This is a genomic window from Amycolatopsis sp. NPDC114478, from assembly GCF_055633805.1.
In genome coordinates, this window is record NZ_JBVKDO010000003.1 from 605,755 (window position 1) to 629,193 (window position 23,439).

The window sequence follows — 23,439 nt, forward strand, 5'->3', positions numbered from 1 at the left end:
GTGTGCTTGGATCGCGGCATGGAGAACCGGAAGATCGCCCGGCTGGGCCGCGAGGTGTCCGTCGTCGGGCTCGGCTGCTGGCAGCTCGGCGCGGACTGGGGCGAAGTCGACGAAAAGGACGCGCTGGCGGTGCTGGACGCGGCGGCCGACGCCGGCGTCACCTTCTTCGACACCGCGGACGTCTACGGCGACGGGCGCAGCGAGCGGCTGGTCGGCGAGTTCGCGGCCGGGCGGGACGGCGTCTTCGTCGCGACGAAGATGGGCCGCCGGGTCGAGCAGGTGCCGGAGAACTACGTCGCCGCGAACTTCCGCGAGTGGAACGACCGGTCGCGCCGCAACCTCGGCGTCGACACGCTCGACCTGGTCCAGCTGCACTGCCCGCCGACCGCGGTGTACTCGTCCGACGCGGTGTACGACGCCCTGGACGAGCTGGTTTCCGAGGGCCGGATCAAGGCGTACGGGGTGAGCGTCGAGACGTGTGATGAGGCGTTGACGGCGTTGGCGCGGCCTCACGTCGCTTCGGTGCAGATCATCCTGAACTGCCTGCGCCTCAAGCCGCTGGAGCGCGTGCTGCCCGCGGCGGCCGAGGCGGGCGCGGGGGTCATCGCGCGGGTGCCGCTGGCGTCCGGGCTGCTGTCCGGGCGCTACACGGCGTCCACGACGTTCGCCGCCGACGACCACCGGAACTTCAACCGCCACGGCGAGGCGTTCGACGTCGGCGAGACGTTCTCGGGCGTGCCGTACGAGGTCGGGCTGGAGGCGGTCGAGCGGCTGCGCGGGCTGGTGCCCGAGGGCCAGACGCTGGCGCAGTTCGCGCTGCGCTGGATCATCGACCAGCCGGGCGTGAGCACGGTGATCCCGGGCGCGCGCAACGCTTCGCAGGCCACGGCGAACACCGCGGCCGCCGCGTTGCCGCCGTTGTCCGAAGAGGCCTTGGCGGGCGTGCGCGAGACGTACGACGAGCTGGTGCGTCCGCTCGTGCACGATCGCTGGTAGTCCCGGCATGATGGGCCGATGATGACGCCCGAAGAGCTCCTGACGACCACCAGGACCGTCCGCAAGAGGCTCGATCTCGCCCGGCCCGTGCCGCTCGACCTGGTGAAACACTGCGTGCAGGTGGCGCTGCAGGCGCCGAGCGGCTCGAACACCCAGCGCTGGCAGTGGCTGGTCGTCACGGACGCGGACCAGCGGGCGGCGCTCGGGAGCATCTACAGCCGGGCGTGCCGCGAGTACCTGGCTTCCGACCGCGCGGCCGGGAAGCTGTTCGCGGACGACCCTTCGCGGGCCGCGGTGCAGCAGCGGGTCGGCAGCAGCGTCGAGTACCTGGCCGACCGGATGGGTGACGTGCCGGTGCTGGTGGTCCCGTGCCTGGAGACGCCGTCGGCGGAGCTGCCGGCGGGCAACCAGGCGGGGATGTGGGCCTCCCTGCTGCCGGCGGTGTGGAGCTACATGCTGGCGGCCCGCTCGGTGACGCTGGGAACGGCGTGGACGACGCTGCACCTGGCGTACGAGCAGGAGGCGGCGGAGGTCTTGGGGTTGCCGAAGAACGTCCACCAGGCGGCGCTGATCCCGACGGCGTTCTACACGGGCGAGACGTTCAAACCCGCGGCGCGGCAGCCGTTGGAGGAGGTCCTGCACCTCGACCGGTGGTGAGCTGGGAGGGAGTCCGGGAGCGGCTGGCCGAGCTGGCCGCCGCCGACCCGGACCTCGAGCGGTTCGGCGCGAGCGAGCACGAGTACCGGCTCGGCCCGCCGGTGCCGGAGGCGGAACTCGAGGAGTTCGAAGCCCGGCACGGCGTGACGCTGCCGGCGGACTACCGCGACTTCCTGCTGACCGTCGGCGAGAACGGCGCCGGGCCGTACTACGGCTTGTACTTGCTCAGCGCGCCGGAATGCCGCTTCGAGGACGAGTGGCGGCCCGGCTTCCTGTCGACGCCGTTCCCGCACACGAGCGCGTGGAACCGCGCCGAGCACCACCCGGTCGACAACGAGATCCCGGACGAGCTGTACGAGGATCAGCGCTGGATCACCGGCTCGCTGAAGCTGTGCCACTTCGGGTGCGGCGCGTACTTCCGGCTCGTGGTGACGGGGCCGGAGCGGGGGCGGCTGTGGTTCGACGACCGCGGCTCGGACGGCGGCGTCTCCCCCGTCGGAACGGGCTTCCGCGAGTGGTACCTGAAGTGGCTGAACCACCCGTGAAGGCCTCCTTGCCGGGGCGTTTGGGGACGTCGGCAAGGAGGCCGGCACGGCCTTGCGGCCGTCTGGTGGCTCAGCCCGTGTACGCCTTGAAGATGTTCGTGAACTCGTACAGCGACTGGGAAATCCCCGAGCACGTCGCCACCGCGCCGCCGCCCGGACAGCCTCCGTTGTCTCGCCCCGCCGACCAGAAGCCGATGCTCGCCACGTGGTTCGCCTGGGCGTACGACAGCAGCTGGCGCGCGGCCGCCTGGTCCGTCACCGAGCCCGTGTCGTTGCGGCCGATCATCGGGGTCAAGCCGAGCGAGGCCTTCACTTCAGCGTCCGACTTCGCCGGCCAGATCGTCTTCATCTGGCCGAGCGTCGCGTTGGCCGCCGACACCAGTGCGTCGCCCCACGCGCCGCTGTAGCCGAAGTCCATCAGCATCGGGTTGACCACCACGTTCAGCCCGCGCGATGCCGCGTCCTGCAGGATCGACACCGAGAACGGGTCCATCCCGTAGTCCTGGCCCTGGATCCGCATCGTGTAGCTGATGTGGGTCCCGCGCTGCTGCTGGAGCCGCAGCAGGGCCTGGTTGACCATCGCCGTCGGGATCGACGCCTCCACGTCGACGTCCAGGCTGTTGCTGCCCACCGCGTCCAGCGTCTTCACGTACGCGTTGTACAGCGCGTCCACCGAGCCGCAGACGTTCTCCAGGTACGGGCCCAGCGCCCCACCCGACGCCACCGTCACGCCGCCGCCGAGCGAGCGCAACGCGTTGACGTCGTCGATGATCCGCGAATCCAGCAGCGGGACCGTGCCGCCCCACTGCGGGTCGCACCCGAGGCTGCTGCCCAGCGCGAACGCCAGCGTGAAGTTCTTCTGGCCCGTCGCGTTCGCCACCGAGACCAGCGACGGCGTCGCCATCGTGATGTCGATGTACGGCGACACGCGCGCGCTGCCGCCGGTGGGCGGCGTCGTGGTGGTGGTCGGCGGAGTGGTGGGCGTGGTCGTCGGAGTGGTCGTCGGTGACGTCCCTCCGGCGCACGGCTGGCCGTTCAGCTTGCAGTTCGCGGGCAGGCCGCTGCCGCTGACCAGGAACCCGAAGCTCGTCGACGCGCCGGCGGCGACCGAGCCGTTGTACTCGCGGTTGGCGAACGAGTGGTGCGTGCCGGAGGGCGTGTCGAGCGCGTCCCAATAGGACCCGAGCGACGAGCCGGCAGGCAGGTCGAACTCCAGCTTCCAGCCCGTCAGCGCGGACGTGCCCGCGCTGATCGTGTACTTCGCCTGGTAGCCGGAGCCCCAGTCGGAGTCCTTGGTGAACGCCGCCGACGGCGCGGTGGCCGCCGTCGCCGGCGAGACGACCAGCACTGTCGCCGCCGAAAGGAGCGTCGCGGCGAGAGCGAGCTTGGCTTTCATGGCGGACCCTTTCAGCGCACGGTCAGCGTGAGCCGCTGGATGCCCCAGGCGTCGGCCTGCGAGCCGGGCAGCCAGACGTCGACGATGTCGTCCTTGATCCAGCTGCCGATGTCGGCCGCGTAGCACTCGCCGTAGCCCGGCACGGAGAACCGCGTGCCCCACGGGATGTTCCGGGCGTCGACCGCGCAGAAGCCCGGCCCGGCGTTGTAGCCCAACGCCGTCTGGGCGACGTCGTTGTAGGACGTGACGCGGTAGTTCAGCGTGGTGCCGGCCGGGATGCGGTAGGCGGCGAGGTGGTTGCCGCCGTCGAGGCGGTAGGCCGTGGAGATCTGGCCGAGCGAATCGGGCGAGTTGTCCTCGGCCGTCATCGCGTAGAGCTGGTAGTTCGCGTTCTGGCACGGGCTCGCGTCGGTGACGGTCAGCGTCGGCTGGCCCCAGTCGCTGATCCACTGCAGGGCCTGGCCGTTGCGGAACGCGCGGTAGGCCTTCGCGCCGGAGACGCGGGCGAAGGTGAACGTGACCTTGCCGTCCGCGCCGAGGCCGCCGCTGACCGAGCCGGGCGCGGGCAGGCGGTTGGTGACGTCGACCGCGCCGACGAGCGTGCCGGGGCCGTGGCCGCCGGTGACCGGGCGGTCCGGGATGGTGCCTTGGTAGAAGTGCTGGCAGGCCGGGAGGGTGGCCGCGGACGCGGCGGGGGCGACGAGCACGCTGCCGGCGGCGAAGGCCGCCAGCGCGAGGACCCTGACCAATCGCATGACGAGGAGACCTCCAGGGTGGGGACCGGGGTGGAGGTGACGCAGGTGGGGAGGTGCGGGTTCGCCGCGGAACCGACGTTAAGTGGCCTGGACCACACAGTCAATAGGTCTAGACCTTTAAGGTTTGCCGCTCCCCCGAACGGCCCAGGCTAGAGGTAGCCGACCAAGCGGTCGGCGATCTGCGCGGGGTGGCTCAGCGGTGCGCAGTGCGGGCCGTCGACCTCGTCCGGCTCGATGCCCAGCCGCTCGCGCGCCACCCGGCGCTGGAAGTCCGGCGTGAAGAACCGGTCGTCGCGGCACAGCAGGACCCGGGTCGGGACGTCCGGGTGGGCCGGGAGCGGCCACGGCTCGTCCCACTCCTTGCTCACCTGGTCGCGCCCGTGCGCCTGGCACTCCTCGGCGAGCGCCGACGGGACGCCGTTGAAGAACTGCTCGGTCTCGCTCAACCCCTCGGGCGAGGAAAAGCCCGTGGCGGACCACCACTGCCCCGGCGGCTCCCCCGGCGCCGGGATCATCCCGGCCAGGTAGACCAGCAGCCGCGCCCGCAGCTTCGCCGCGACCAGCGACGCCGTGAACCCACCGTACGAATGCCCGACGACGGCGACGTCCGAAGCGTCGCCCAACGCCGCCAAGACCGTGTCGACGAAAGCGGACAACCCGGCCGACGGGTCCGTGATCGGCAGGTCCGGCGCGACGAAGCCGTGGCCGCGCGCCTCCAGCTCCGGGCCGAGCAGGTGGAAGTCCCACCCGCTGCCGCCGCCCCCGTGGATCAGCGCGAAGGTCGTCATGCCGGTCAGCTCAGCAGCGGCGCAGCATGTCCGTCAAGGCGGTTTTCTCCCCTTCGGTGACCGTCAGGCCGTAGTAGTGCTTCACCACGATCCAGTCGGTCGCGTAGGTGCACCAGAACGCCACCAGCGGCGGCTTCCACTGGTCCGGTGCCTTGTCGCTCTTCTGCTGGTTGAGGTTGTCGGTGACGGCGAACAGCTGCGGCCGGGTCAGGTCGTTGGCGAACTGCTCGCGCTTCTCGGTCGTCCACGTCTTCGCGCCGCTGGCCCAGGCCTGCCCGAGCGGGACCATGTGGTCGATGTCGAGGTCGGTCGCCTTGGTCCACGTCTCGTCGTCGTAGACGCTGGTCCACGTCCCGGACGTCGCCTTGCAGTCCTTGTCGGTCTTGACGTCCTTGCCGGCCCGCTTGAGGACGACCTCGCGGGTGTCACACCCCGACCCCTGGCTGTCCCAGTGCGGGAACTTCTCCCGCGAGTAGCCGTCCATGGAGGTCCGCGCGGCGATGGTCAGCTCGCCGAGCTGCTTCTGCGCGTCCGCCGCGCTGACCGGAACCGGTGCCGATGACGTCGAAGGCGGCGGGGTCGCGCCCGAGCTTCTGCTAGTCGCCCAGTACCCGAAGAAGGCGATCGCGAGGATCGCGACTACCAGCAGAGATCGTTGGGTCACGCTGAGCCGAAAGCCGCGGGCCGCCACGAATTTCTCCTCTCGAATTCACCTGAGCGCGGCGTAGTCTCACCCCTGCCGGCCTGGGAAAACCGCGCCGACACGACGACCTGGCGCGAATGTGACCTCGCCCACCCACGGCAGGGGTGTCACACCGAGCCGATCATCTGCGACTACCGGAGCAGGACCCATCCGGAGGGAGCAGCCGATGCCCGGCCGGCTCAAGAAGTTCGACGAGTTCTTCCAGCGCAAAGCCGCGGAAGGCGGCAACGTCATCGCCATGGCGAGGATGGGCTCGGCCATGCGCGAGCAGGGGAACCTCGCCGAGGCCGAGTCGTGGTTCCGCAAGGCCGCGATGGGCGGCGACCGCGTCTCGATGACGTCGCTGGCGCACCTGCTGGCCGAGCGCGGCGCGCAGGAAGAGGCCGAACGCTGGTACCACGAGGCCGCCCTGGCCGGCGAGCCGCACGGGATGCTCAAGCTCGCCCGCTCCTACGAGCGGCGCGGCAAGCGCGAGGACGCCCAGCACTGGTACGCCGAGGCCGCCCGCACCGGGGACCTGCCCTCGATCGCCGCGCTCGGGCACATGCTGCGTGAGCAGGGGCGGACCGAAGAGGCCGAGTCGTGGCTGCGGCAGGCCGCCGACGCCGGGGTCACGAGCGCGATGATCGACCTGGGCGTCGTGCTGCGCGACCGCGGCCAGGCCGCCGAAGCGTCCCGCTGGTGGCGCTCGGCCGTGCAGGCCGGCGACCTCGCCGCCACCTGCCAGCTGGGCCGGCAGGCCGAACGGCTCGGCCGGCCCGCCGACGCCGAGTCGTGGTACCGCCAGGGCGCGGCCGGCGGGCACGGCGAGGCGATCGTCCGGCTCGGGCTGCTGCTGCACCGCCGCGGCGACCTCGAAGAAGCCGAGAACTGGTACCTCGACGCGGCCGAGCGCGGCGACCCGGCCGCGATGACCAACCTGGGCGTGCTGGCCCGCAACCGCGGCGACGAGGGCGAGGCCGCGGCCTGGTACCGCAAGGCCGCCGAGCACGGCAGCGTCCCCGCGCTCACCAACCTCGGGCACCTCGCCGAGCACCGGGACGACCTCGGCGAGGCCGAGCGGTGGTTCCGGCGGGCCGCCGACACCGGCGACGTCCAGGGCATGCTCAGTCTGGCCCGGATGCTGCGGTCGCGCGGTGCCGCGCAAGAGGCGCAGCAGTGGCTCGCCCGTGCGGAGCACCTCCAAGACGACCGAGAGCACCACTTCTGACCGTTCGATCTATTGTGTGATCCAACTCACAGTTCTAGCCTGGTGTGCGGCTCACTCCACTGAGCGAGGAAGTGCCGCGATGCCGTGGTCACCGAATCAGCCGGATTCCGTCGACGCGCTCTTCGAGCGCCGCAAGGCCCCAGTGCTCGCCCTGGCCGACGACGCCAGGACGGTAGCCGAGGCGTGCCACGGCATGGCCCGGCGCTTCCACCGGGGCGGCAAGCTCGTCGTCTTCGGCAACGGCGGCCCCAGCACCGACGCCCAGCACGTGGCGGTCGAGTTCGTCCATCCGGTGATCGTCGGCAAGCGCGCGCTGCCGGCGCTCTCGCTGACCGCCGACGTCGCGACGGTCACCGGCGTCGCCAACCGCGTCGGCCTCGAAGACGTCTTCGCCCACCAGCTGCGGATCATCGGCGAACCCGCCGACATCGCGCTGGGCATCTCCACCGACGGCGACTGCGCCAACGTCCGCCGCGCCCTCGAAACCGCCCGCGACCTCGGCATGCTCACCGTGGCCCTGACCGGCGGCGACGGCGGCGCGATCGCGCGAACACCCGGCCTCGACCACGTCCTGGTCGCCCGGTCGAGCGACCCGCGGATCGTCAAGGAGGTCCACGTGACCACCTACCACGTGCTGTGGGAGCTGGTGCACGTCTTCTTCGAGCAACCCGGCGTGCTGACCCCGGAGGTGGCGTCGTGAGCGCCCGTGACGCCGACAGACCAGGCGGCCCCGTCTGCCACGACGGGGTGTGCATCACCTGCTCCGACACCGCGGTCGAGGTGACCGTGGTCGAGCTCCTCGAAGACGAGCTCGCTGTCGTGGACACCGGGTCCACGCGGGAAGAGGTCAGTGTCGCGCTGGTCGAGGCCGGCGTCGGCGACCGCATCCTGGTGCACGCCGGAGAAGCCATCGCACGCTTGGAGAAGTCCTAAGCCGCGGGAGATTCGGAATGACGCGGGAACACCCCGTCACCGACGGTCTCGAAGCGCTGTACCCGTTCCTGTATTCGGGTGCGAGCGACCTCGACGCCGTCCTCAACCAGGTCGAACAGTCCACTGTGGACAAGGTGCGCGAGATCGTCGCCCTGCGCGGCGACGTGCTCGCGGCCGACCGCGACCGCTTGTTCGCGTGCGCCCAGGACGTGGCGCGCGCGTTCCGCGGTGGTGGCCGGCTGCTCGCCTTCGGCAACGGCGGCAGCTCGACCGACGCCCAGGACCTCGCGAGCCTGTTCCTCAGCCCGGCCGGCGACGCGCAGCCGTTGCCCGCCTTCGGGCTGACGAACGACATCGCGGTGGTGACCGCCCTGTCCAACGACATCGGGTTCGACGTCGTGTTCGCCCGCCAGATCGGTGCATTCGGGCGTCCCGGCGACATCGCGGTGGGCCTGTCCACCAGCGGGAACTCCGCGAACCTGTTGCGCGCCTTCGATGAAGCCGCCCGGCGCGGCATGGTGACGGTCGGCATCGCCGGCTACGACGGCGGGAAGATGGCCGAGCTCGACAGCATCGACCACCTCTTCGTCGTCCCGTCGCCGTCCGTGCACCGCATCCAGGAAGCCCAGACGACCCTCTACCACGCGCTGTGGGAGCTCACCCTCGGCGCGCTCGACGACTTCGCCAAGGGTGATCAGCCGTGACGCACGCTGAAGAAACCGAAGAGCAGCCCATCCACATCCTCTGGATCAACGCCGGCCTGTCCTGCGACGGCGACTCCGTCGCGTTGACCGCCGCCACGCAACCGAGCATCGAGGAAATCGTCCTCGGCGCTTTGCCCGGCTTGCCCAAGATCGCGGTCCACTGGCCGCTGATCGACTTCGAATGCGGCCCCGACAAGGGGGCCGACACGTTCATCGAGTGGTTCTACAAAGCCGATCGCGGCGAGCTGGAACCGTTCGTGCTGGTCATCGAGGGCTCGATCCCGAACGAGGCGATCAAGGAAGAGGGCTACTGGTGCGGGTTCGGGAACAACCCCGAGACCGGCCAGCCGATGACGACCAGCGAGTGGCTCGACCGCCTGACACCCAAGGCGCTGGCGGTCATGGCCGTCGGGACCTGCGCCACCTACGGCGGCATCCACGCGATGGAGGGCAACCCGACCGGCGCGATGGGCGTGCCCGACTACCTCGGCTGGGACTGGAAGTCCGGCGCCGGCATCCCGATCGTCTGCGTGCCCGGCTGCCCGACCCACCCGGACAACCTGTCCGAGACCATCACCTACCTGCTCTACCAGGCCGCCGGGCAGGCGCCGATGATCCCGCTCGACGACCACCTGCGGCCGCAGTGGCTCTTCGGCGCGACCGTGCACGAGGGCTGCGACCGCGGCGGCTACTACGAGCAGGGCGAGTTCGCCACCGAGTACGGCTCCCCGAAGTGCCTGGTGAAGCTGGGCTGCTGGGGGCCGGTCGTGAAGTGCAACGTGCCGAAGCGCGGCTGGATCAACGGCGTCGGCGGCTGCCCGAACGTCGGCGGGATCTGCATCGGCTGCACCATGCCGGGCTTCCCGGACAAGTTCATGCCGTTCATGGACGAGCCGCCCGGCGCGCAAGTGTCTTCGCTGGCCAGCGGGGCGTACGGGTCGGTGATCCGCCGGCTGCGGAAGATCACCGAGCGCAAGGCCGACACGGAACCGAAGTGGCGGCACAAGGGCACCAAGCTCGACACCGGCTACCAGGCAGGGGCGCGGTCATGACGGACATGAAGGAAAAGACCGACCTCGTCGAGATGGCGTGGGACCCGATCACCCGGATCGTCGGCAGCCTCGGGATCTACACGAAGATCGACTGGGCGCAGAAGAAGGTCGTCGAGTGCCACAGCACGTCGTCGGTCTTCCGCGGCTACAGCATCTTCATGAAGGGCAAGGACCCGCGCGACGCGCACTTCATCACCAGCCGGATCTGCGGGATCTGCGGCGACAACCACGCGACGTGCTCGGTCTACAACCAGAACATGGCCTACGGCGTCCGCCCGCCGCACCTCGGCGAGTGGATCATCAACCTCGGCGAGGCCGCCGAGTACATGTTCGACCACAACATCTTCCAGGAGAACCTGGTCGGGGTCGACTACTGCGAGAAGATGGTCGCCGAGACCAACCCCGGCGTGCTGGAGCTGGCCAACCGCACCGAAGCACCGCACGCGGGCGACCACGGCTACCGCACCATCGGCGACATCATGCGCTCGCTGAACCCGCTCGAAGGCGAGTTCTACCGCGAGGCCCTTCAGGTGTCCCGCAGCACGCGCGAGATGTTCTGCCTGATGGAGGGCCGGCACGTCCACCCGTCCACGTTGTACCCCGGCGGCGTCGGCACGGTCGCCACCGTGCAGCTGTTCACCGACTACCTGACCCGGCTGATGCGCTACGTCGAGTTCATGAAGCGCTGCCTGCCGATGCACGACGACCTCTTCGACTTCTTCTACGAAGCCATCCCCGGCTACGAAGAGGTCGGGCGGCGCCGGATCCTGCTCGGCTGCTGGGGCAGCCTCAACGACCCCGAGTACTGCGACTTCACCTACGAGAACATGGAGTCCTGGGGCCGCAAGATGTTCGTGACGCCGGGCGTGGTCGTCGACGGCGAGCTCGTCACGACGAGCCTCGTCGACATCAACCTCGGCATCCGGATCCTGCTCGGCAGCTCGTTCTACGAGGACTGGGTCGACCAGCCGATGTTCGTCACGCAGGACCCGCTGGGCAACCCGGTCGACCAGCGCCACCCGTGGAACCAGCACACCATCCCGCGCCCGGCCAAGCGCGACTTCGACAGCAAGTACTCGTGGACGATGTCGCCGCGCTGGTTCGACGGCAAGGACCACCTCGCCCTCGACACCGGCGGCGGCCCGATCGCCCGGCTGTGGGTGACCGCGCTCGCCGGGCTCGTCGACACGCCGTACCTGAAGTCGACCGGCCACAGCGTCAAGATCACGCTGCCGCGCACGGCGACCAAGCCGGAAGTCGAATTCGAGTGGAAGATCCCGCGCTGGAGCAACGCGCTCGAGCGCAACCGCGCGCGGACGTACTTCCAGGCGTACTCGGCCGCGCTGGCGCTGCACTTCGCCGACCAGGCCCTGGGTGAGGTCCGCAAGGGCAACACCAAGACGTGGGAGCCGTTCAAGGTCCCGGACGAGGGCGTGAGCTGCGGCTTCACCGAAGCCGTCCGCGGCGTGCTCTCGCACCACATGGTGATCAAGGGCGGCAAGATCGCGAACTACCACCCGTACCCGCCGACGCCGTGGAACGGCAGCGTCCGCGACAGCTTCGGCACGCCGGGGCCGTACGAGGACGCCGTGCAGAACACGCCGATCTTCGAGGAGAACACGCAGGAGAACTTCAAGGGCATCGACATCATGCGCGCGGTCCGCAGCTTCGACCCGTGCCTGCCCTGCGGCGTCCACATGTACACCGGCAAGGGCAAGGTCCTGGAACGGCTGCACACCCCGCACGCGTTCGGCGGGGAGCTCGGCTGATGACGGAGGTCGACCGCGTCGGCGAGCGCATCGAGCGGCTGCTGGGCGAGTTCTCCGGCGCGGACGCCGAGCTCGCCGAGGAGCTCGTCCACACGCTGCTCGAGTTCTACGGCGCCGGCTTGGCCCGGATCGTCGAAGCCGTCGACCCGCCGTTGCTGGACCGCCTCCTCGAGGACGACCACGTCCGCGGCCTGCTCGTGCTGCACGACCTGCACCCGCGGTCGACGCACGAGCGGGTCGCCGAGGCGCTCGACAAGGTCCGGCCGTACCTGGGTTCGCACGCCGGCGACGTCGAGTTCGTCGGGATCGACGACGGCGTCGTGCGGCTCCGGCTCCAGGGCAGCTGCGACGGCTGCCCGTCGTCGACCGTCACCGCGAAGTACGCGATCGAGCGCGTGGTGCGGGAGGTGGCGCCGGAGATCTCCGACGTCGTCGTCGAAGGGGTCGTGCCGGAGGAAACCGGTCCCGGCGGCCGGCCGCTGCTGCCGCTGGTCCCGTGTCCCGTGGAGGTCCCGTGACGGGCGGTCTGCGCAGGTTCCGCGCTCCCGTCCGGCGCGCCGCGCCGGGCGAGAAGTGCGAGATGTGCGCGGAACCGATCAGCGGGGAACACGGGCACGTCATCGACCTCGAATCCCGGACGATCCTGTGCACCTGCCGGGGCTGCTACCTGCTCTTCACCCACCGCGGGGCGGGCGGGAAGCGGCACCGGGCGGTGCCGGACCGCTTCCGGCACGCGCCGCGCTTCGGGCCGGGGACGGCGTTGTGGGAGTCGGCGGGCATCCCGGTGAAGACGGCGTTCCTGTTCCGCAACTCGGTGCAGGACCGGCCAGTCGCGTTCTACCCGAGCCCGGCGGGTGCGACCGAGTCGCTGCTGCCGCTGGGCACCTGGGACGAGCTGCTGGCGGACACTCCGGAGTTCGCCGACATCGCCGACGACGTCGAAGCGCTGCTGCTGAACAAGCTCGACCTCGGCTTCGAGTGCTTCCTGGTGCCGATCGACGTCTGCTACGAGCTGGTCGGGCTCGTCCGCTCCACCTGGCGCGGCTTCGACGGCGGCACCGAGGCGCACGAAGCCATCGACGGGTTCTTCACGCGCCTGCGGGAGCGCAGCGAGGTCGTGTTCGATGACTGAGCTGACCTTCGACTGCATCGGCGTCCGGCCGCTGAAGTACGCCGCGTCCCCGACGCTGGCGTTCCGGCTGCGGATCTCCGAGCTGACCGGGCAGCCCGTGCACGCGATGGTGCTGCGCGTCCAGATCCGCATCGAGCCGCAGCGGCGCCGGTATAGCGACGACGAGTCGGAGCTGCTCACCCACCTCTTCGGCGACCGCTCCCGGTGGGGCGAGACGCTCAAGCCGTTCCAGTTCACGACGGTGTCGGTGACCGTGCCGGGGTTCACCGGCGCCACCGAGGTCGACGCCGAGGTGCCGTGCACCTACGACCTCGAAGTCGCCGCGGGCAAGTACTTCCACGCGCTGTCCGACGGCGTCGTGCCGATGGTGCTGCTGTTCAGCGGGACCGTGTTCGGCAAGGGCGGCCCGGGGTTCTGGGTCGAGCAGGTGCCGTGGCACACGCAGGCGGAGTGCCGGATGCCGGTGACCGTCTGGGACGAGCTGATGTCCCGCTACTTCCCGGACGTCGCGTGGATCAAGCTACCGCGGGAGTCGGTGGACGCGCTGCTCAAGTACAAGGCGCGGCACGCGATCCCGACCTGGGAAGCCGCGGTCGAGCAGCTGCTGGCGGGTGGGTCGTGAACGTCCTCGACCAGGCCCGCGCGGTGGGCGACGCCGTGCTCTACGAGGGCTACCTGCTCTACCCGTACCGGGCGTCGGCGGGGAAGAACCGCGTGCGCTGGCAGTGGGGCGTGCTGGTGCCGCCGTCGTACGCGTCGGCGGAGATCGGCGAGCACGCCTCCGCCCGCGTCGAATGCGTCCTGGAACCCCTGGAACGCACGATCCTGCGCATCAAGCTGCGGTTCCTGCGGGCCCGGACGCGGCTCGTCGACGAAACGGCGTGGGACGAAGGCGTCGAGCAGGAGATCGACTTCGAGCTGCCACTTTCGGAACTCCCGGTCGAGAAGCCGTTCCACGTGGACGAACTGACCGGCGTCCTCACCGCGCGGATCGACCCGCTCGACGGGCCGTTCGGCGGCGCCCGGCTGCGCGTCGAGGTGCACAACACGACGTCGTGGCCCTCCGACGGCGTCCGCGAGCACGCCCTGCGGCACGCGCTGCTCGCCGCCCACCTGGTGCTCAGCGTCGACACCGGGCACTTCCTGTCCATGCTGGACCCGCCGGAGTGGGCGAAACCGGCCGTCGAAGCCTGCCGGCAGGAACGGCTCTGGCCGGTGCTGATCGGCGACACCTCGCGCAGCACGGTGGTGCTCGCGTCGCCGATCATCCTCTACGACGATCCGGCGATCGCCCCGGAAAGCCCGGGCGACCTCTTCGACGGCACCGAGATCGACGAGATCCTGACCCTGCGCACAATGACGCTGACCGACGAGGAGAAGCGCGAGGCCCGGGCCACCGACCCGCGCGCGGCGGCCATCGTCGACCGCGTCGACGCGATGCCGCCCGAACTCCTGGAGCGGCTGCACGGCGCGGTCCGGTCCGTGCGGCCGGTCAAGCCTTCGGTGGTCGTCGCCGGGGTCCGCGTCGCCGAGGGGTCGCGCGTCCGGCTGCGGCCGAACCTGCGCGGGACCGACGCCCAGGACATGTTCCTGGTCGGCAAGACGGCCACCGTGCGGGTCGTGCTGTCCGATGTGGACGGTGTCTCGTACCTGGCGGTGACCCTCGACGACGACCCGGCCGCGGATCTGCAGCACGCGCACGGCCGGTACCGGTACTTCTCCCCCGACGAGATCGAACCCCTGGAGGTCGCGGAATGAGGCCACGAGTCCTGGTCGCCGGCATCGGCAACATCTTCCTGAGCGACGACGGCTTCGGCGTGGAGGTCATCAAGGAGCTGGAGCAGGCCGAACTGCCGCCCTGGGTGCAGATCGCCGACTACGGGATCGCCGGCATGCACCTCGCCTACGACCTGATGGGCGGCTACGACACGACGATCCTGCTCGACGCGACCCCGCACGGCCGGCCGGCCGGCACACTCTCGCTCATCGAGGCCGACACCGAGGACCTCGCGACCGCGGCGTCGATCGACGCCCACGGCATGCGGCCGGACGCGGTGTTCCGGCTGCTGCGCCTGCTCGGCGGCGACGCCGGGCGCGTGCTGCTCGTCGGCTGCGAACCGGCCTGCCTCGACGAAGGGATCGGGCTGTCCCCCGAAGTGACGGCGGCGATCCCGGCCGCGGTCCGCGCCGTCACCGAGCTCGCCTGGGGAACCAGTCCCGAGCTGCCGCTCAAGGAGAAGACGGAGGTTTGAGATGAAGCGTCTGCTGCTGCTGGCCCTGCTGCTCGGCGGGGTGACCTGGCTCGCGAAGCAGGTCGAACCCGATATCCGGCGGTACCTCGAGATGAGCCGGATGTAACGGCCGTGTGCCTCGGCATCCCGGGCGAGATCATCGAAATCAGCGAGGAGCGCCCGGACCTCGCGAAAGTCTCGGTCAGCGGCGTCAAGCGGACCATCAACATCGGCCTGCTCGAAGACGACCCGCCGAAGCCCGGCGAGTGGATCCTCATCCACGTCGGCTTCGCACTGTCCAAAATAGACGAAGCGGAGGCCGCGGCCGCGCTGGAGTTCCTCGAGAGCATCGGCAAGGCGTACGAGGACGAGATGGCCGCGCTCTTGGAATCCCGGATCGAATAGGAGTCGTCATGCGTTTCGTCGACGAGTTCCGCGACGCGGAGAAGGCGCGGGCGCTGTCCGCCAAGATCACGTCGTTGTGCGAGCCGGGCCGCCACTACAAGTTCATGGAGGTCTGCGGCGGCCACACGCACACCATCTACAAGCACGGCCTCGAGGACTACCTGCCCGAGAGCATCACGCTGGTGCACGGGCCGGGCTGCCCGGTGTGCGTGATCCCGATGGGCCGCATCGACGACGCCATCCACATCGCCCGGCAGCCCGGCGTGCTCATGACGTCGTTCGGCGACATGATGCGCGTGCCCGGGTCCGGCGGGAACTTCTTCGACTCCAACGCCGAGGGCACCAACATCCGGATGGTCTACTCGCCGCTCGACTCGCTGAAGATCGCGCGGCAGAATCCGGACCTGCGCGTGGTGTTCATGGCGATCGGGTTCGAGACGACCACGCCGTCCACCGCGATGACGCTGCTGCGCGCGGCCGCCGAAGGCATCGAAAACTTCTCGGTGTTCGGCAACCACGTCACCATCATCCCGGCGATCAAGGCCATCCTCGACTCCCCCGACCTGCGGCTCGACGGCTTCATCGGCCCGGGGCACGTCTCGACGGTGATCGGCTGCCGGCCGTACGAGTTCATCGCGCGCGACTACGGCAAGCCCGTCGTCGTCGCTGGGTTCGAGCCCCTGGACATCCTGCAGTCGATCTACATGCTGATGGTCCAGCTGTCCGAGAAGCGGTCGGAAGTCGAGAACCAGTACTCGCGCGTGGTGCCGTGGGACGGCAACATCGTCGCGTTGAAGGCCATCAACGAGGTCATGGAGCTGCGGCCGTACTTCGAGTGGCGCGGCCTCGGGTTCATCACGCACTCGGCGATGGCGATCCGCGCGAAGTACGCGAAGTTCGACGCCGAACGCATCTTCGAGATCCCCGGCCTGCGCGTCGCCGACCCGAAGGCGTGCCAGTGCGGCGAGGTGCTCAAGGGCGTGCTGAAGCCGTGGGAGTGCAAGGTGTTCGGCACCGCGTGCACCCCGGAGACGCCGATCGGGACGTGCATGGTCTCGCCCGAAGGCGCCTGCGCGGCGTACTACAACTTCGGCCGGTTCAGCCGCCAGCGCGTCCGGGAGGCGAGCCGCGCATGACGACCACCGAACGCGAGCAGCAGGTCCTGGACCGCATCGAACGGGCGCGGCGCCGGCGCGCGAAGGTGCGCGAAGAGCGCATCACGCTGTCGCACGGCGCGGGCGGCAAGTCGACGCACACGCTGATCGAGGCCGTGTTCCTCGACGCGTTCCGCAACCCGCTGCTGGAACCCCTCGAAGACTCGGCGTCGTTGACGATCGGGGACGCGCGCCTGGCCCTGACCACGGACTCCTACGTCGTCTCGCCGCTGTTCTTCCCCGGCGGGAACATCGGCGACCTGGCCGTGAACGGCACGGTCAACGACCTCGCCGTCTCCGGCGCGCGGCCGCTGTACCTGACCGCGGGGTTCATCCTCGAAGAGGGCTTTCCGGTCGAGGACCTGCTGAAAATCGTCGAGTCCATGAAGGACGCCGCTTTGGCGGCCGGTGTGCAGATCGTCACCGGGGACACCAAGGTCGTCCAGCGCGGCAAGGCCGACGGCGTATACGTCAACACGGCCGGGGTCGGGGTGCTCACCCGCACGGGCCTCGGCGTGGCCACCGTGAAGCCCGGAGACGCCGTCCTCGTCTCCGGGCCGATCGGTGACCACGGCGTCACGATCATGCTGGCCCGCGGCGAGCTGGACATCGACGCCGACCTCGCGTCCGACACCGCGCCGGTGCACGAGCTGGTGGCCGGGCTGCTGGCCGCGGTCCCCGGCGTGCGCGCGATGCGGGACGCGACCCGCGGCGGCGTCGCGACGATCCTCAACGAGATCGCGAAGGCCGCGGAAGTCGCCGTGGTCGTCGACGAGAACGCCGTCCCGGTCCGCGACGAGGTCCGCGGCGCGTCCGAGCTGCTGGGCATCGACCCGCTGTACGTCGCCTGCGAAGGCCGGATCGTGGTCGTCGTGGACGGTTCGCAGGCCTCCGACGCGCTCGCCGCGTTGCGCGCGCACCCGCTCGGCGCCGAGGCCGCGGTGATCGGCCGCGTCGCGGACGACCCGCCCGGGATTGTGCTGCTGAACACCGCGTTCGGCGGCACCCGGATCGTGGACCTGCTGGTCGGGGACCCGCTGCCGAGGATCTGCTGAATGCACGAAATGGCGGTCACGCAGTCGGTCGTCGACGCGATCGTCGCCCGCCTCGGCGACGCGGCGGTGTCGTGCGTCCGGCTCGAGATCGGCCGGCTGTCCGGGGTGGTGCCGGACAGCGTCCGGTTCTGCTTCGACGTCCTGTGCACCGGGACGTCCCTGGAAGGCGCCCGGCTGGACATCGCCGAGCCGGCGGGCCGGGCCCGCTGCCACGACTGCGGTGAAGAGTTCGGCCTCGACGACTTCATCGTGCTGTGCCCCTGCGGCAGCGCCAACGCGGCGGTGCTGGCGGGACGGGAACTGCGGATTACCTCGGTGGAGGTGGCTTAGCCATGTGCGACACCTGCGGCTGCTCGGACTCGGAAGTCCGGATCACCGACCACGCCCACACGGTGGTCATGGAGCAGGACATCCTGGCGAAGAACGACGAACTCGCGTCGCACAACCGGACGCACCTGCATGCGTCGGACGTCTTCGCGATCAACCTGATGAGTTCGCCCGGCGCGGGCAAGACGACGTTGCTGGAGCGCACGATCCGGGTCCTCGACACGCCGTGCGCGGTGATCGAGGGTGATCAGGAGACGCTGCTCGACGCCGAGCGCATCAAGGCGACGGGCGCGCCGGTCGTCCAGATCAACACCGGCGCCGGCTGCCACCTGGACGCGTCGATGCTGCACCGGGCCCTGCATTCGCTCGCCCCCGCCCGGGGTTCGACGTTGTTCATCGAGAACGTCGGCAACCTGGTCTGCCCGGCGCTGTTCGACCTCGGTGAGGCGGCGCGCGTGGTGATCCTGTCGGTGACCGAAGGGCCCGGAAAGCCGGTGAAGTACCCGCACATGTTCGCCGCCACGGACCTGGTGCTGCTGAACAAGGTCGATTTGCTGCCGTACGTGGACTTCGACGTCGCCGAGTTCGAACGCGACGTCCGCCGCGTGAACCCGACGGCGGCGTTGCTGCAGGTCAGCGCGACCCGCGGGGACGGGCTCACCGAGTGGTACGACTGGCTACGGCGACCTGACCGAAGCTGATCCCGCCGTCGTTCGTCGGCACGCTCCGGTGGGTCAGGACGCGGAAGCCCCGGTTTTCGAGGCCTTCGACGGTCCGGTCGAGCAGCAGGACGTTCTGGAACACGCCGCCGGAGAGCGCCACGGTGTCGCTGTGGTCCCGGAAGCGGTCGCAGGTTCGCACGATCGCGTCGGCGACGCCGTTGTGGAACCGGGCGGCTCGCTTGGGCTTGCTGGCCGGGTCGTCGAGGAGCGCGGCGATGAGGTCCTCACCGTGGATCACGTCGTCGATCCGCGCGCGGTAGGCCGTCATTTCGGCCGGATCGGCCAGCTGTTCCAGCTCGATGGCGGCCTGGCCTTCGTAGTTGACGGTGTCTCGGACGCCGAGCAGCGACGCGGCGGCGTCGAAGAGCCGTCCGGCGCTGGACGTCAACGGCGAGTTGAGGCCGCTGCGCTTGAGCTTGACGACGTCTTCGCGCGCCGGCCGTCCCAGTTCGTCCACATAGGACGCGGCCATCCGCCACGGCTGACGGATGGCTTGTGCTCCCCCGGGCATGGCGACGGTGCGCAGGTGGCTGAGCCGCCGGTAGCTCGTCAGGTCGGCGAGGAGGACCTCACCGCCCCAGATGGTGCCGTCGGGCCCGAACCCGGTCCCGTCGAAGGCGACCCCGAGCACCGGTTCGCGGTGGTCGTTGTCGGCCAGGCAGGCGGCGATGTGGGCGTGGTGGTGCTGCACGCCCAGCAGCTCGACGTGCTGGTCGAGGGCGTACTTCGTGGAGAGGTACTCGGGGTGCAGGTCGTGCGCGACCAGCACGGGATCGACGTCGAAGAGGTGCTTGAAGTGCTCGATGCCCTCGGTGAAGGCCTTGAAGGTCTCGTAGTTCTCGAGGTCGCCGATGTGGTGCGAGACGAAGGCGTGGTGGCCCTTGGCGAGGCAGAAGGTGTTCTTCAGCTCGGCGCCGCAGCCGAGGAGGTGCCTTTTCGTTTCGAGCCGGACGGGTTCGGGCGCGTAGCCGCGTGAACGCCGTTGCAGCTGGGGCTTTCCCCGAGTGATCCGCACGACGGAGTCGTCGGTCCGGACGTGGATCGGCCGGTCGTGGGTGAGGAAGGCGTCGGCGATGCCCTGGAGGCGGCCGAGGTCGTCGTCGCGGTGGACGATGGGCTCGTCGGAGACGTTCGCGCTGGTCAGCACGATCGGGCCGGTCTGTTCCAGTAGCAGGTGGTGCAGCGGCGTGTAGGGCAGCATGAGCCCGATCCGCCGGTTCCCGGGCGCGACGGCTTCCGCCAGGCCACCTTTGGCGGGCAGCAGCACGATGGGCCGCAGTCGGCTGCAGAGCACTTCTTCGGCGTCCGCGTCGACTTCGGCGAGTTCCTTCGCCTGCCGCAGGTCGGCGACCATGACGGCGAAGGGCTTGTCCTCCCGGTGCTTTCGCTCCCGCAGTTTCTTCGCGGCGGCTTCGTGCCGCGCGCCGACGGCGAGGTGATACCCACCAAGCCCTTTGACGGCGACCACGGAACCAGCCCGGATGGCTTCCGTGGCGGCTTCGACCGGGTCGCCGGCGCCGGGCTCGAACTGGAGCGTGGGCCCGCAGGCGGGACAGCAGACGGGCTGGGCGTGAAACCGCCGGTCGGCGGGGTCTTCGTACTCCTGCTTGCAGTCGGCGCACATCGCGAAGGCGGCCATGGTGGTCAACGGCCGGTCGTAAGGCACGCCGCGGACGATCGTGAAGCGCGGGCCGCAGTTGGTGCAGTTGACGAAGGGGTACCGAAACCGCCGGTCGCCGGGGTCGCGCAGCTCGCGCAGGCAGTCGTCGCAGGTGGCGGAGTCAGCCGAGACCAACGTGTCGGCGGCGCCGTGCGAACTTTCGACAATCCGGAACCCGGTCTCCCCCCGCGCGGGGATCTCGCGCACCCGAACGTCATCGAGCACCGCCAGCGGCGGAGGTTCCTTCAGCGCGTCGACGAACGCGGTGATCTGCGCGAGTGTGCCCTCGACCTCGATGAAGACACCGTGCCCATCGTTCCCGACAAAGCCCCCGAGCCCCCGCGCGAGCCGATGGACGAAGGGCCGGAACCCGACGCCCTGCACCACCCCGGTGACGCTGATCGCCACACGCACCCGCTCAGTCTGCGCCCCGGTCGACCACCCGTCGAGATCTCCATCGGAGCTATTTCTGCAGCTGAGCGAACGCTCTTTCGAGTTCGGCCTTGAGGTGTTCCGGCGCACAGAACGTCACCGGTCCGGAGTGGGTGAACCCGGTGCTGGCCGTCGAGACCATCTCGCTCGGCGCTACGACAAACGCTTCGCCGGCGTCGATCATGGTTGTCCGGGCTTCCGTGAGGTACGTCAGCACCTGCTCGTACCCCTCCCTGATGTAGTCACCTTTCTCGCTGTACTTGCATTCGATGATGAGAGCCCGGCGCCGCGTCCGGTTGAGCAGGAGAATGTCAGGACTCTTGGTCCGACCTGGGTTGTTGAGGCCACGGACCGCCTCGACGTAGGGCTCGACTTGGCCGTACTCGGCCCAGAGATCAGCAGCTTCGAACCAGAGGTGCCACGTTTGCCCGTCCGTGGTCACCTCGTACGCTGCGCCCTTGGCTCCCCCGAGGATCGGCCGCAAACTGACCGGGTTGTGCCCGCCCGCTCGCAACAAGCCCAAGACGACCCCGAAGACACCGAGGTGGAAGAGGGCCGACCCCATCTTGGGGTCAGGCGCGATCTGCGCCTTGGCCAGCGCAACGAGATCCCGGGTTTCTTCTCGCCGAAGGACGTCCGCCAACTCGGCGACCACCCGCCAACGCGCTCCCGACCGCTGGAGGTCTTTGATCATGGCGGCATCCGGGACGACCGGGTCGACCTGCTGCAATTCCGGCCGCTCCACGAGTTCGTCGAGTGCAGCCAACTGCCGGGCGACCGATTTCCCGCCGCGATAACGGACATAACGCGAATCCCGGTAGACCAAAAGCATGCGCTCCACTGTCCACCTCAGCACGCTGAGCAACGTCTCATCGGAACTGCGCTGGCGCGCTCGACCCGTGAACTGAGTGGGCGGCCACCCGCTACGACGAGTAGCAGCCCAGTCGATCCGCCCCTGCGGTGCCGGGCTCGTGACCTGCGCGACCTGCGAATGGACCGGGATGACAGCCAGCCAATCCCGCGTGCGGACGGGCATGCGCTGCAGGCTCGACAAGCAGTTCTCGAAGAGCACACGATGCGCTCGGCGTTCGACGTCCTGCGGAGTCCAGCGCTGGAATTCGTCGTTCCCGAGCACCGCGGCCAGTCCGGCGAACAGATCGCCCTTCCCGGACCAGCTGTGGAAGAGCTCGCGCATCCCCTCCCAGGGAATGGACAACTTGGCCTCGCGGCGTCGACCTGCCGAAGCCATCACTGCAACTCAAGGAGCCGCCGGCGAATCCAACCCCATTCCTCACCAAGTACGTCTTGCTGCCCCAACTCCGCTCCGATGGAGTTGATTTCGTCATCGAGGCCGGCCAGCCAGGTACCCATGCTCGCCAAATAAGCTTCGGCGACGAGTTGCTCCAGTGGAACGCGCTCAGCGTGCTGTCTTCCAGCCGCAACGTACTCGGGGATCGACAACAACGCAGCGGGCCCCATTGCCTCACTGGTACGCACGTGAGCGCCGTGAATGCGCGAAAGGATCGACGTGAGCCGCACCTTTTCGGGATCGTCGAGCGCTGGCGTCAGGTCGTCCAGGCGTACCTGTAGCGCTTGGACGAACGCGCCGGCGTCCGGGACGGGCATCGGGATGTGGTCGAACCTGCGTCCCAGCGCCTGCCCGAAGCGGAACACCCGCTGCGCGTCAACTGCGTTGTAGGTGCCGAGGAGCCGCCAGTCGGTCCCAGCCAGGTAGTGGATCGGCCCACCGGTCGAGCCATTGCGCAGGCGGTGGGCGCCGATGACCTTGCTCTCCGGGGTGTCCGCCCAGCCCAAGATGATCTGGCTCGCCCCCGGGTCGCCGCTGACCCGGCCGACCTCCACGGACTGTCCGGACAGCCAGGTGAACAGCCCGGCGAAGATCCGATCGAGGTCGGCCCGGTTGGCCTCGTCCAAGATCAGCCACCGGTCACGGTGGATCGCCTCCAGCACGTGGCCGGGGCTGAACCGGAGCCGCCCGTGGTCGTCGACCGTGTCACCACCGACCAGTTCCCGCGCCGTCCAAGACTCATCCGGAGTGACGAGCATCGGCCTTCGGAGTCGGGTAAGCCCGTGGGCACTGGGGTTCTGCGCGATCTCGGCGGTCAGCTCCGCGAGCAGGTGCGTCTTCCCGGTACCGGGTGGCCCAACGAGCATGACTGCGGATCGCGACCGGACCGAAAGCCGGAGCATTCGCCGAATGCGCTCGTCGAGTTCGAGTGAGTACTTCGGCGGGAGAATGGGTGCAGCCTCTTCAGGCTCGATTCCGAGGAATTCACCGAGCGCCGACGCCGTGCGCTCCCCACCAGGAGAATGCCCCAGCCAGACGGCTTCCCAACCGCTCGACTTCAGACCGAACACCAGTCCGACGGCGAGGTGCTCCGAGGACGAAGTCACCAGGAGGTCCCAGAACTCCTCGGTGAGGGTCCCTACCTTGGTGTCATCCGCCCGCAGGTCGACCAGGACCACGCCGAGCGTCGTCTCCTCGAGCCGCCCTGTCTTCCGGAACTGCTCAACGAGTCCGCTGGCATCGGTGACGCGGATAGCAGCGACCTCGTTGATGGGCAGTGCTCCGGCGGCCGTCGCGACCAACACTTCCAGCCGACGAAGTTCTTGACCGGACTCACCCCGGTCACCATCAGCGACCCCGTGGAGCGCGAGTTCGTCCGCCAGTTGCGGGGGCAGTTCGGTCATGCCTGTCGACGGTACTGCCCCTCGGCACACAATCGAGGCAGACACGCTATGTCACTGTTTCGGCTCACGGTCGCGGCTAGGTTGTCCACTTAGACCGCGCG

Annotated in this window: 27 protein-coding genes; 20 read left to right on the forward strand and 7 right to left on the reverse strand. The window is 69.5% G+C overall.

Annotated features, from left to right (window positions below):
• Positions 1 to 18 precede the first annotated feature (18 nt).
• Genes ACZ7OH_RS11950 through ACZ7OH_RS11960 form a run of 3 tightly spaced genes read left to right on the forward strand, consistent with a single transcriptional unit; the run spans position 19 to position 2,198 of the window.
• On the forward strand, positions 19 to 996 hold the full coding sequence (locus tag ACZ7OH_RS11950) for an aldo/keto reductase (protein WP_470280779.1): 978 nt from the start codon (positions 19 to 21) through the stop codon (positions 994 to 996).
• Between the two features lie 18 nt (positions 997 to 1,014).
• Positions 1,015 to 1,653: a nitroreductase family protein gene (locus ACZ7OH_RS11955; protein ID WP_470280780.1), complete on the forward strand. Its 639-nt coding sequence runs from the start codon at positions 1,015 to 1,017 to the stop codon at positions 1,651 to 1,653.
• A complete protein-coding gene (locus ACZ7OH_RS11960; protein WP_470280781.1) occupies positions 1,650 to 2,198 on the forward strand; it encodes an SMI1/KNR4 family protein in 549 nt (182 codons plus the stop codon). Before ACZ7OH_RS11955 ends, ACZ7OH_RS11960 begins: the two co-directional genes overlap by 4 nt.
• Positions 2,199 to 2,268: 70 nt before the next feature.
• On the opposite strand, the gene ACZ7OH_RS11965 is transcribed toward ACZ7OH_RS11960, so the two are convergent.
• The 4 genes from ACZ7OH_RS11965 to ACZ7OH_RS11980 form a co-directional block, all read right to left on the reverse strand.
• Positions 2,269 to 3,594, reverse strand: a complete 1,326-nt coding sequence (locus ACZ7OH_RS11965; RefSeq protein ID WP_470280782.1) for a cellulose binding domain-containing protein — start codon at positions 3,592 to 3,594, stop codon at positions 2,269 to 2,271.
• 11 nt (positions 3,595 to 3,605) lie between these two features.
• Entirely contained in the window at positions 3,606 to 4,349 is a 744-nt protein-coding gene (locus ACZ7OH_RS11970) for a 3D domain-containing protein (RefSeq protein ID WP_470280783.1), read from the reverse strand.
• A 149-nt stretch (positions 4,350 to 4,498) separates the two neighbouring features.
• The gene (locus ACZ7OH_RS11975) at positions 4,499 to 5,137 is read right to left on the reverse strand and encodes an alpha/beta fold hydrolase (RefSeq protein WP_470280784.1); all 639 of its coding nucleotides are present in this window, start codon (positions 5,135 to 5,137) and stop codon (positions 4,499 to 4,501) included.
• Between the two features lie 10 nt (positions 5,138 to 5,147).
• Positions 5,148 to 5,828, reverse strand: a complete 681-nt coding sequence (locus tag ACZ7OH_RS11980) for an HNH endonuclease family protein (RefSeq protein WP_470280785.1) — start codon at positions 5,826 to 5,828, stop codon at positions 5,148 to 5,150.
• 178 nt (positions 5,829 to 6,006) lie between these two features.
• On the opposite strand from ACZ7OH_RS11980, the gene ACZ7OH_RS11985 reads away from it, so the two are divergent.
• From ACZ7OH_RS11985 to hypB, 17 genes are all read left to right on the forward strand, one after another.
• Positions 6,007 to 7,050: a tetratricopeptide repeat protein gene (locus tag ACZ7OH_RS11985; protein WP_470280786.1), complete on the forward strand. Its 1,044-nt coding sequence runs from the start codon at positions 6,007 to 6,009 to the stop codon at positions 7,048 to 7,050.
• Between the two features lie 79 nt (positions 7,051 to 7,129).
• Positions 7,130 to 7,750 carry a D-sedoheptulose-7-phosphate isomerase gene (locus tag ACZ7OH_RS11990; protein WP_470280787.1) on the forward strand — a complete coding sequence of 207 codons (621 nt, stop codon included), beginning with the start codon at positions 7,130 to 7,132 and terminating at the stop codon, positions 7,748 to 7,750.
• The gene (locus ACZ7OH_RS11995) at positions 7,747 to 7,983 is read left to right on the forward strand and encodes a HypC/HybG/HupF family hydrogenase formation chaperone (protein ID WP_470280788.1); all 237 of its coding nucleotides are present in this window, start codon (positions 7,747 to 7,749) and stop codon (positions 7,981 to 7,983) included. Before ACZ7OH_RS11990 ends, ACZ7OH_RS11995 begins: the two co-directional genes overlap by 4 nt.
• 17 nt (positions 7,984 to 8,000) lie before the next feature.
• Positions 8,001 to 8,687 carry a D-sedoheptulose-7-phosphate isomerase gene (locus tag ACZ7OH_RS12000; RefSeq protein ID WP_470280789.1) on the forward strand — a complete coding sequence of 229 codons (687 nt, stop codon included), beginning with the start codon at positions 8,001 to 8,003 and terminating at the stop codon, positions 8,685 to 8,687.
• Positions 8,684 to 9,739 (forward strand): NADH-quinone oxidoreductase subunit B family protein, encoded by a 1,056-nt coding sequence (locus tag ACZ7OH_RS12005; RefSeq protein ID WP_470280790.1) that lies wholly within the window; start codon positions 8,684 to 8,686, stop codon positions 9,737 to 9,739. The genes ACZ7OH_RS12000 and ACZ7OH_RS12005 overlap by 4 nt, the downstream gene beginning before the upstream one ends.
• Entirely contained in the window at positions 9,736 to 11,508 is a 1,773-nt protein-coding gene (locus ACZ7OH_RS12010) for a nickel-dependent hydrogenase large subunit (protein ID WP_470280791.1), read from the forward strand. The genes ACZ7OH_RS12005 and ACZ7OH_RS12010 overlap by 4 nt, the downstream gene beginning before the upstream one ends.
• Positions 11,508 to 12,026 carry a NifU family protein gene (locus ACZ7OH_RS12015; protein ID WP_470280792.1) on the forward strand — a complete coding sequence of 173 codons (519 nt, stop codon included), beginning with the start codon at positions 11,508 to 11,510 and terminating at the stop codon, positions 12,024 to 12,026. Before ACZ7OH_RS12010 ends, ACZ7OH_RS12015 begins: the two co-directional genes overlap by 1 nt.
• Positions 12,023 to 12,640, forward strand: a complete 618-nt coding sequence (locus ACZ7OH_RS12020) for a DUF5947 family protein (RefSeq protein WP_470280793.1) — start codon at positions 12,023 to 12,025, stop codon at positions 12,638 to 12,640. The genes ACZ7OH_RS12015 and ACZ7OH_RS12020 overlap by 4 nt, the downstream gene beginning before the upstream one ends.
• Entirely contained in the window at positions 12,633 to 13,262 is a 630-nt protein-coding gene (locus ACZ7OH_RS12025) for a DUF6084 family protein (RefSeq protein ID WP_470280794.1), read from the forward strand. Before ACZ7OH_RS12020 ends, ACZ7OH_RS12025 begins: the two co-directional genes overlap by 8 nt.
• The gene (locus ACZ7OH_RS12030; RefSeq protein WP_470280795.1) at positions 13,259 to 14,398 is read left to right on the forward strand and encodes a hypothetical protein; all 1,140 of its coding nucleotides are present in this window, start codon (positions 13,259 to 13,261) and stop codon (positions 14,396 to 14,398) included. Before ACZ7OH_RS12025 ends, ACZ7OH_RS12030 begins: the two co-directional genes overlap by 4 nt.
• Complete coding sequence (locus tag ACZ7OH_RS12035; protein WP_470280796.1) at positions 14,395 to 14,892, forward strand: hydrogenase maturation protease; 498 nt, start codon at positions 14,395 to 14,397, stop codon at positions 14,890 to 14,892. The genes ACZ7OH_RS12030 and ACZ7OH_RS12035 overlap by 4 nt, the downstream gene beginning before the upstream one ends.
• A 1-nt stretch (position 14,893) precedes the next feature.
• On the forward strand, positions 14,894 to 14,998 hold the full coding sequence (locus ACZ7OH_RS12040; RefSeq protein ID WP_470280797.1) for a DUF6893 family small protein: 105 nt from the start codon (positions 14,894 to 14,896) through the stop codon (positions 14,996 to 14,998).
• A 5-nt stretch (positions 14,999 to 15,003) separates the two neighbouring features.
• Positions 15,004 to 15,276 (forward strand): HypC/HybG/HupF family hydrogenase formation chaperone, encoded by a 273-nt coding sequence (locus tag ACZ7OH_RS12045; RefSeq protein ID WP_400901369.1) that lies wholly within the window; start codon positions 15,004 to 15,006, stop codon positions 15,274 to 15,276.
• 8 nt (positions 15,277 to 15,284) lie between these two features.
• Positions 15,285 to 16,412, forward strand: a complete 1,128-nt coding sequence (gene hypD / locus ACZ7OH_RS12050; RefSeq protein ID WP_470280798.1) for a hydrogenase formation protein HypD — start codon at positions 15,285 to 15,287, stop codon at positions 16,410 to 16,412.
• A complete protein-coding gene (gene hypE, locus ACZ7OH_RS12055; protein WP_470280799.1) occupies positions 16,409 to 17,485 on the forward strand; it encodes a hydrogenase expression/formation protein HypE in 1,077 nt (358 codons plus the stop codon). The genes hypD and hypE overlap by 4 nt, the downstream gene beginning before the upstream one ends.
• A complete protein-coding gene (locus ACZ7OH_RS12060; protein ID WP_470280800.1) occupies positions 17,486 to 17,815 on the forward strand; it encodes a hydrogenase maturation nickel metallochaperone HypA/HybF in 330 nt (109 codons plus the stop codon). It abuts the gene before it with no gap.
• Positions 17,816 to 17,817: 2 nt separating this feature from the next.
• Positions 17,818 to 18,513, forward strand: coding sequence for a hydrogenase nickel incorporation protein HypB (gene hypB / locus ACZ7OH_RS12065; RefSeq protein WP_470280801.1), 696 nt, complete (start codon positions 17,818 to 17,820; stop codon positions 18,511 to 18,513).
• On the opposite strand, the gene hypF is transcribed toward hypB, so the two are convergent.
• From hypF to ACZ7OH_RS12080, 3 genes are read right to left on the reverse strand one after another with little or no spacing between them, the layout of a single operon-like run.
• On the reverse strand, positions 18,470 to 20,608 hold the full coding sequence (hypF, locus tag ACZ7OH_RS12070) for a carbamoyltransferase HypF (RefSeq protein WP_470280802.1): 2,139 nt from the start codon (positions 20,606 to 20,608) through the stop codon (positions 18,470 to 18,472). The genes hypB and hypF overlap by 44 nt on opposite strands.
• A gap of 49 nt (positions 20,609 to 20,657) precedes the next feature.
• Positions 20,658 to 21,821: a hypothetical protein gene (locus tag ACZ7OH_RS12075; RefSeq protein WP_470280803.1), complete on the reverse strand. Its 1,164-nt coding sequence runs from the start codon at positions 21,819 to 21,821 to the stop codon at positions 20,658 to 20,660.
• Positions 21,822 to 21,874: 53 nt separating this feature from the next.
• Positions 21,875 to 23,338, reverse strand: coding sequence for an AAA family ATPase (locus ACZ7OH_RS12080; RefSeq protein WP_470280804.1), 1,464 nt, complete (start codon positions 23,336 to 23,338; stop codon positions 21,875 to 21,877).
• Between the last annotated feature and the right edge of the window lie 101 nt (positions 23,339 to 23,439).

Excerpts from the sequence above, each read along its gene's own strand:
- ACZ7OH_RS11950 (WP_470280779.1), top strand. The coding sequence starts at position 19 with ATGGAGAACCGGAAGATCGCCCGGCTGGGCCGCGAGGTGTCCGTCGTC.
- ACZ7OH_RS11955 (WP_470280780.1), top strand. The coding sequence starts at position 1,015 with ATGATGACGCCCGAAGAGCTCCTGACGACCACCAGGACCGTCCGCAAG.
- ACZ7OH_RS11965 (WP_470280782.1), bottom strand. The coding sequence starts at position 3,594 with ATGAAAGCCAAGCTCGCTCTCGCCGCGACGCTCCTTTCGGCGGCGACA.
- ACZ7OH_RS11970 (WP_470280783.1), bottom strand. The coding sequence starts at position 4,349 with ATGCGATTGGTCAGGGTCCTCGCGCTGGCGGCCTTCGCCGCCGGCAGC.
- ACZ7OH_RS11975 (WP_470280784.1), bottom strand. The coding sequence starts at position 5,137 with ATGACGACCTTCGCGCTGATCCACGGGGGCGGCGGCAGCGGGTGGGAC.
- ACZ7OH_RS11985 (WP_470280786.1), top strand. The coding sequence starts at position 6,007 with ATGCCCGGCCGGCTCAAGAAGTTCGACGAGTTCTTCCAGCGCAAAGCC.
- ACZ7OH_RS11990 (WP_470280787.1), top strand. The coding sequence starts at position 7,130 with ATGCCGTGGTCACCGAATCAGCCGGATTCCGTCGACGCGCTCTTCGAG.
- ACZ7OH_RS12000 (WP_470280789.1), top strand. The coding sequence starts at position 8,001 with ATGACGCGGGAACACCCCGTCACCGACGGTCTCGAAGCGCTGTACCCG.
- ACZ7OH_RS12010 (WP_470280791.1), top strand. The coding sequence starts at position 9,736 with ATGACGGACATGAAGGAAAAGACCGACCTCGTCGAGATGGCGTGGGAC.
- ACZ7OH_RS12015 (WP_470280792.1), top strand. The coding sequence starts at position 11,508 with ATGACGGAGGTCGACCGCGTCGGCGAGCGCATCGAGCGGCTGCTGGGC.
- ACZ7OH_RS12025 (WP_470280794.1), top strand. The coding sequence starts at position 12,633 with ATGACTGAGCTGACCTTCGACTGCATCGGCGTCCGGCCGCTGAAGTAC.
- ACZ7OH_RS12035 (WP_470280796.1), top strand. The coding sequence starts at position 14,395 with ATGAGGCCACGAGTCCTGGTCGCCGGCATCGGCAACATCTTCCTGAGC.
- ACZ7OH_RS12040 (WP_470280797.1), top strand. The coding sequence starts at position 14,894 with ATGAAGCGTCTGCTGCTGCTGGCCCTGCTGCTCGGCGGGGTGACCTGG.
- hypD (WP_470280798.1), top strand. The coding sequence starts at position 15,285 with ATGCGTTTCGTCGACGAGTTCCGCGACGCGGAGAAGGCGCGGGCGCTG.
- hypE (WP_470280799.1), top strand. The coding sequence starts at position 16,409 with ATGACGACCACCGAACGCGAGCAGCAGGTCCTGGACCGCATCGAACGG.
- ACZ7OH_RS12060 (WP_470280800.1), top strand. The coding sequence starts at position 17,486 with ATGCACGAAATGGCGGTCACGCAGTCGGTCGTCGACGCGATCGTCGCC.
- hypB (WP_470280801.1), top strand. The coding sequence starts at position 17,818 with ATGTGCGACACCTGCGGCTGCTCGGACTCGGAAGTCCGGATCACCGAC.
- ACZ7OH_RS12075 (WP_470280803.1), bottom strand. The coding sequence starts at position 21,821 with ATGCGCGAGCTCTTCCACAGCTGGTCCGGGAAGGGCGATCTGTTCGCC.
- ACZ7OH_RS12080 (WP_470280804.1), bottom strand. The coding sequence starts at position 23,338 with ATGACCGAACTGCCCCCGCAACTGGCGGACGAACTCGCGCTCCACGGG.